Consider the following 5,096-nt stretch of genomic DNA (forward strand, 5'->3'; position numbering starts at 1 on the left):
GCGTGCGGAGGCTCGGACGACGACGCGTCGAGCGACACCGGCGCCGCTCCCTCGGCCCCCTCGTCCGACTCGGCGGGCGACGGCGGTTCGGGCGGCGAGAACGCCGGAGCCGCGCTCGCGGCGACCGCCGACATCCCCGAGGGCGGCGGGAAGGTCTTCGCCGACCAGAAGGTGGTGGTCACCCAGCCCGCGGCGGGCGAGTTCAAGGCGTTCTCCGCCACCTGCACCCACCAGGGATGCGCCGTGAAGAGCGTGTCCGACGGCGTCATCAACTGCCCCTGTCACAACAGCAACTTCTCGATCAGCGACGGCAGCGTGCAGAGCGGTCCGGCGCCCAAGCCGCTGCCCGCCGTGCAGATCACGGTCAGCGGGGACTCGATCCAGTTGGCCGGATGACCGTCACCCAGCGCCGGGGGCGGAAGATCATGATGACGCCCGGCGAGCTGGACGCGTTCCTCACCACCCAGCGCACCTGCCGGGTCGCCACGGTCTCGCCCGACGGCGCACCGCACGTGAGCACGCTCTGGTTCGCCTGGGACGGCTCCTCGATGTGGCTGTACTCGGTCGTGCGCAGCCGGCGCTGGACGGAGCTGCGGCGCGACCCCCGGGTGGCGATCGTGGTGGACACCGGCGAGGAGTACGACGAGTTGCGGGGCGCGGAGCTGTCCGGGCGGGTGGAGTTCGTGGGCGAGGCGCCGCGCACCGGCGAGCTGTACGCCGAACTCGACTTCCCCGAGACGCTGTTCGCCCGCAAGAACTTCGGCCTGGAGGAGATGCCGCACGACGGCCGGCACGCGTGGCTGCGGCTGACGCCCGAGAAGGTGGTCTCCTGGGATTTCCGCAAGCTGTCGGCACCGTAGGGGCCGCTCGGGGCGCGCCCCTTCAGCCGAGCTGCGCGGCCGCGGTACGCAAGGCCTCCACCGCCGCCCGGATCGACGGGCGACGGTCGGCGTCCGCGCGCCAGACGACGTACACGTGCCGGCGCACCCGCTGCTTCAGCGGCGCCGTGACGACCTCGGCGGGCATCGGATGGCGACCGAGCAGCGGCGCGATGCACACACCGAGCCCCGCGGCGACCAGCCCCAACTGGGTGTGCGTCTCGGCGGCGCGATGGCCGACGATCGGCTCGATGCCCTTCGAGCGCAGTGTGAACATCAGCCACTCGTGGCAGAACTCGCCCTCGCCCCACGTGATCCACTCGTCCTCGGCGAACTCGGCGAGGTCCACCTCGTCACGGCCCGCGAGCCGGTGGCCGACCGGCATGGCCACATCCGCGGGGTCGTCCAGGAGCGGCGCCTTGACCAGGCCTTCGGGCAGCGGCATCGGCTTGTTGTACCAGTCGAGCACGACGGCCAGGTCGAGGTCTCCGCGCACCACGCCGTTGATCCCGCGCTCCGGCTCCAGCTCGCAGGAGCGGATGCGCAAGGCCGGGTGCCGGGTGCGCAGGGCGGCCAGCGCGCCGGGGAAGAGTCCGCGGGCGGCCGTCGGGAACGCCGACAGCCTCAGCTCGCCCGCCACCTGACCACGCTGGGCCTCCAGGTCGGCCTGGGCGAGTTCGACCTGGGAGAGGATGCGGGCCGCGTGCTCGGCGAGCAGCCGGCCCGCGTCCGTGAGCCGCACGCCCCGCCCGTTCTTGGCGAGCAGCTGCTGACCTGCCTCACGCTCCAGCTTGGCCATCTGCTGGGAGACGGCAGAGGTGGTGATGTGCAGGCCGACGGCGGCGCCGCTCACCGATCCGTGCCGGGCGAGGGCGTCGAGGGTGCGCAGGCGCTCCAGGTTCAACATGTAAGCAATGCTACGAGATACTCCGCGATAAATCTCGATTGTGCTACGAGGTTGGCTGCGTCATCGTTGTCCGCATGAGCAGCAGCGTCGCGTCCTTCCCCGCAGCCCGCCGCGCCTTCGACTGGCGACTGCGCTTCGGTCTCCTCTCTCTCGTCTGGGGCTTCAGCTTCCTCTTCATGAAGGTCGGGACGGAGAGTTTCGCCCCGTTCCAGGTCACGCTGGGACGGCTGGTGTTCGGCACGGCCGTGGTCGCCGTGGCGATGGCGGTGAAGCGGGAGCGGCTGCCGCGCGGGACGTGGACCTGGGTCCACCTGGCGGTCGCCGGGTTCCTGCTCAACGCGCTCCCGTTCTCCCTGTTCGCCTTCTCGGAGCTGACGATCCCGTCGTCGCTCGCGGGCATCTGCAACGCGACCTCGCCGCTGTGGGGCATGGCGCTGTCGCTGGTCGCCCTCTCCGAGGACCGGCCGACGCGGCGGCGGGTGGCCGGCCTCGGCATCGGATTCCTCGGTGTCCTGACGGTGCTGGGTGTCTGGCAGGGCTTCCACGGTCTGGACGTCACGGGCACGGCGCTGGCCCTGCTGGCCTCGCTCAGCTATCCGGTCGGCTGGATCTACGTCCGCCGCACGCTGGCCGGCTCCAGCCACTCACACCTCTCGCTGACCGGCGCCCAGCTGGGTCTCGCCACGGTACAACTGGCCGTGGTGACGCCGCTCTTCACCTCGATGCCGGCCGGCTTCCCGGCCGTGCCCCTGCTGGCGGTGGCGGCGCTGGGCACCCTGGGCACCGGGCTCGCCTTTCTGATCCAGTACGACCTGGTGGCCGAGGTCGGTCCGACGACGGCGCAGATGGTCACGTACTTCACCCCGGTCATCGCCACGGCCGCGGGCGTCGCACTGCTCGGGGAGTCGCTGTCCTGGTCGACGCCGGTCGGCGCGGCGATCGTCCTCGCGGGTGCGGCGCTGACCCAGGCACGGCCCGGGGCGGCCGCGGACACCGCGGAGCCCGTCCGCGGGACACGGGAGCGCGACAAGGCCACGACATAGGCGAGGACGTCGGCGGGCGCATGGGCGGGACGCCGACGGGGGCGAAGGCCACGACGCGGGCGGACCCGCGCGTCAGACATAGCTCCGCAGCGGCCCCGCCCCCGGCCCCACCGCCGCCGCGACCGCGTCCGCCAGCGGGCCGGCGTCCCGCTCCGTCAGCGTCGAGACGGTGACGCGGATGCCGGGCGGGGCGCCCAGGCGGAAGCGGGCGCCGGGGGCGACGGCCCACCCGGCGTGCAGCAGCCGGGCGACGGCGCCGGTCTCGTCCGGCACCGGGATCCACACGTTCATGCCACTGCGCCCGTACGCGTCGATCCCGCGCTCCGCGAGGGCGCCGAGCAGGGCGTCACGGCGCCGCCCGTACGCCGCCGCCACCGCGTGCGCGTCCACGGAGCCGTCCGCCCACAGCCGGGCCACGGCCCGCTGGGTGATGCGGCTGACCCAGCCGGGGCCCAGCCGTTGCCGCCCGCGCACCCGGTCCAGCGTGACGGCGTCCCCGGTGAGCACGGCGAGGCGCAGGTCGGGGCCGTACGCCTTGGCGGCCGAGCGGACGAACGCCCAGCTGTGCGTCGTACCGGCGAGGGGGTGCAGGGGCAGGTCGACGATGCGGTGGCCGTGGTCGTCCTCCACCAGCAGCGTCCGCGGGTGCTCGCGCAGCACGGACCGCAGGGCACGCGCGCGCGTGGCGCTCACCGCGGCGCCCGTAGGGTTCTGCGCGCGGTCCGTGACGACCAGGGCGCGGGCGCCGGCCCCGAGGACTCGCCGTACGTCCTCGGGCAGCGGCCCCTCGTCGTCGACGCCGACGGCGACCGTGCGCAGGCCGAGCGCGGGGACGAGGTCGAGGAGGCTGCCCCAGCCCGGATCCTCGACGGCGACGGCGTCGCCCGGTCTGAGGTGCGTCGCAAGCACTCGTTCCATGGCGTCCAGCGAGCCGGACGTGACGGCCACGGGCCCGTCCGGCACCCCGTCGGCGTCCAGCTCGGCGCGTGCGAGGCGCACCAGTCCCGGCTCCACGGGCGCGTGCCCGTACAGGACGGGCTCGCGGTCGCCCTCTTCGGCCGCCGCGGCGAACACCGGTCCGAGCACGGGCAGCAGCGCCGGGTCCGGGTTGCCGTCGGACACGTCGCGCACACCCTCCGGCACCTCCACCCGGATGAACTCGCGCCCCGTGGTGGCCGGTTTCGAGCGCACCCGGCTGCCCCGGCGCCCGGCCGTCTCGATGACCCCGCGCTCGCGCAGGGTGCGGTAGGCGGCGGCCACGGTGTTCGGGTTCACCCCGAGCCGCTCCGCCAACTCCCGCATCGGCGGCAGCGGTTGTCCCGGCTCCAGCTCCCCCGAGGCCACCGCACGCTCGACGCTCGCGGAGATCTCCGCTGCGCCCCGCCCTGTGATCCGATACTCTCCTAGCACAAACCCAATTATGCACTAGTGCAATGGAGAGCGCCATGCAGGGGACCACACGGACGCAGCCGCCGTCGCAGCCCGCCACCGCCTACACGCCCACCGACCGCACCGTCCCCACCCGCTCCCCCGACCGGGCCTCCTACGACAAGGAGCTGGTGCACTCGATACTCGACGAGGGCTACGTCTGCCATCTCGGCTTCGTCCGCGACGGCTCCCCGGTGGTGCTCCCGACGCTCTACGGCCGGGTGGGCCATCGGCTCTACGTGCACGGCTCGACGGGCTCCCGCCCGCTGCGGATGACGGGCGCGGCCGACCCGGGCCTGCCGGTGTGCCTGACGGTGACGCACGTGGACGCGCTGGTGCTGGCCCGCTCGGCCTTCCACCACTCGATCAACTACCGGTCGGTGGTCGTGCACGGCACCGCGTACGAGGTGACGGACCCGGAGGAGAGGCGCACGGCCCTGGACGCCCTGGTCGACCACGTCGTACCCGGCCGCTCCGCCGACTCCCGGCCGGCCAACAAGAAGGAGCTGGCCGCCACCGCCGTGATCCGCCTCGACCTGGACGAGGTCTCCGCCAAGCTCCGCACCGGCGGCGTGAACGACGAGCCGGAGGACCTCACCCTCCCCCACTGGGCCGGCCTGGTCCCACTGCGCAAGGGGTACGACGCCCCGGTCCCCGACCCGGGCCTGGACGCCGGGACGAGGCTGCCCGACTACCTCTCGGCCCCGTGATCCTGGTCCTGGCCCATTCCGGGGACGCGCCGCCCGTCTCGTGAACGACCCGGCCGAGAAGGCCGGCCTGCCACTTCCAGCCGGCGGGCGGCTCCGCGCGGGCCGCGGCGGGCGAGGCACCCGGAGACGG

6 protein-coding genes are annotated in these 5,096 nt (G+C 73.7%); 4 read left to right on the forward strand and 2 right to left on the reverse strand.

Annotation, left to right across the window (positions count from 1 at the left end):
• Together EBH09_RS05180 and EBH09_RS05185 are read left to right on the forward strand one after the other, a co-directional pair.
• Positions 1-396 (forward strand): Rieske (2Fe-2S) protein (locus EBH09_RS05180; protein ID WP_153182610.1); only part of this gene is annotated, 396 nt, incomplete at its 5' end.
• Positions 393-860 (forward strand): pyridoxamine 5'-phosphate oxidase family protein, encoded by a 468-nt coding sequence (locus EBH09_RS05185; protein WP_121745784.1) that lies wholly within the window; start codon positions 393-395, stop codon positions 858-860. The genes EBH09_RS05180 and EBH09_RS05185, both read left to right, overlap by 4 nt.
• Positions 861-882: 22 nt before the next feature.
• On the opposite strand, the gene EBH09_RS05190 is transcribed toward EBH09_RS05185, so the two are convergent.
• Positions 883-1,785, reverse strand: a complete 903-nt coding sequence (locus EBH09_RS05190; protein WP_121745785.1) for a LysR family transcriptional regulator — start codon at positions 1,783-1,785, stop codon at positions 883-885.
• Between the two features lie 38 nt (positions 1,786-1,823).
• Between EBH09_RS05190 and EBH09_RS05195 the strand changes: the two genes are divergently transcribed.
• A complete protein-coding gene (locus EBH09_RS05195; protein ID WP_121745786.1) occupies positions 1,824-2,828 on the forward strand; it encodes a DMT family transporter in 1,005 nt (334 codons plus the stop codon).
• A gap of 72 nt (positions 2,829-2,900) precedes the next feature.
• Here the strand turns inward: EBH09_RS05195 and EBH09_RS05200 are convergent, their stop codons facing one another.
• Entirely contained in the window at positions 2,901-4,238 is a 1,338-nt protein-coding gene (locus EBH09_RS05200; protein ID WP_121745787.1) for an aminotransferase class I/II-fold pyridoxal phosphate-dependent enzyme, read from the reverse strand.
• A 35-nt stretch (positions 4,239-4,273) separates the two neighbouring features.
• Between EBH09_RS05200 and EBH09_RS05205 the strand changes: the two genes are divergently transcribed.
• Positions 4,274-4,966: a pyridoxamine 5'-phosphate oxidase family protein gene (locus EBH09_RS05205; protein WP_121745788.1), complete on the forward strand. Its 693-nt coding sequence runs from the start codon at positions 4,274-4,276 to the stop codon at positions 4,964-4,966.
• The last annotated feature ends 130 nt before the right edge of the window (positions 4,967-5,096 follow it).

Source organism: Streptomyces sp. E2N166 (genome assembly GCF_003671715.1).
Taxonomy (GTDB): Bacteria; Actinomycetota; Actinomycetes; order Streptomycetales; family Streptomycetaceae; genus Streptomyces; species Streptomyces thinghirensis.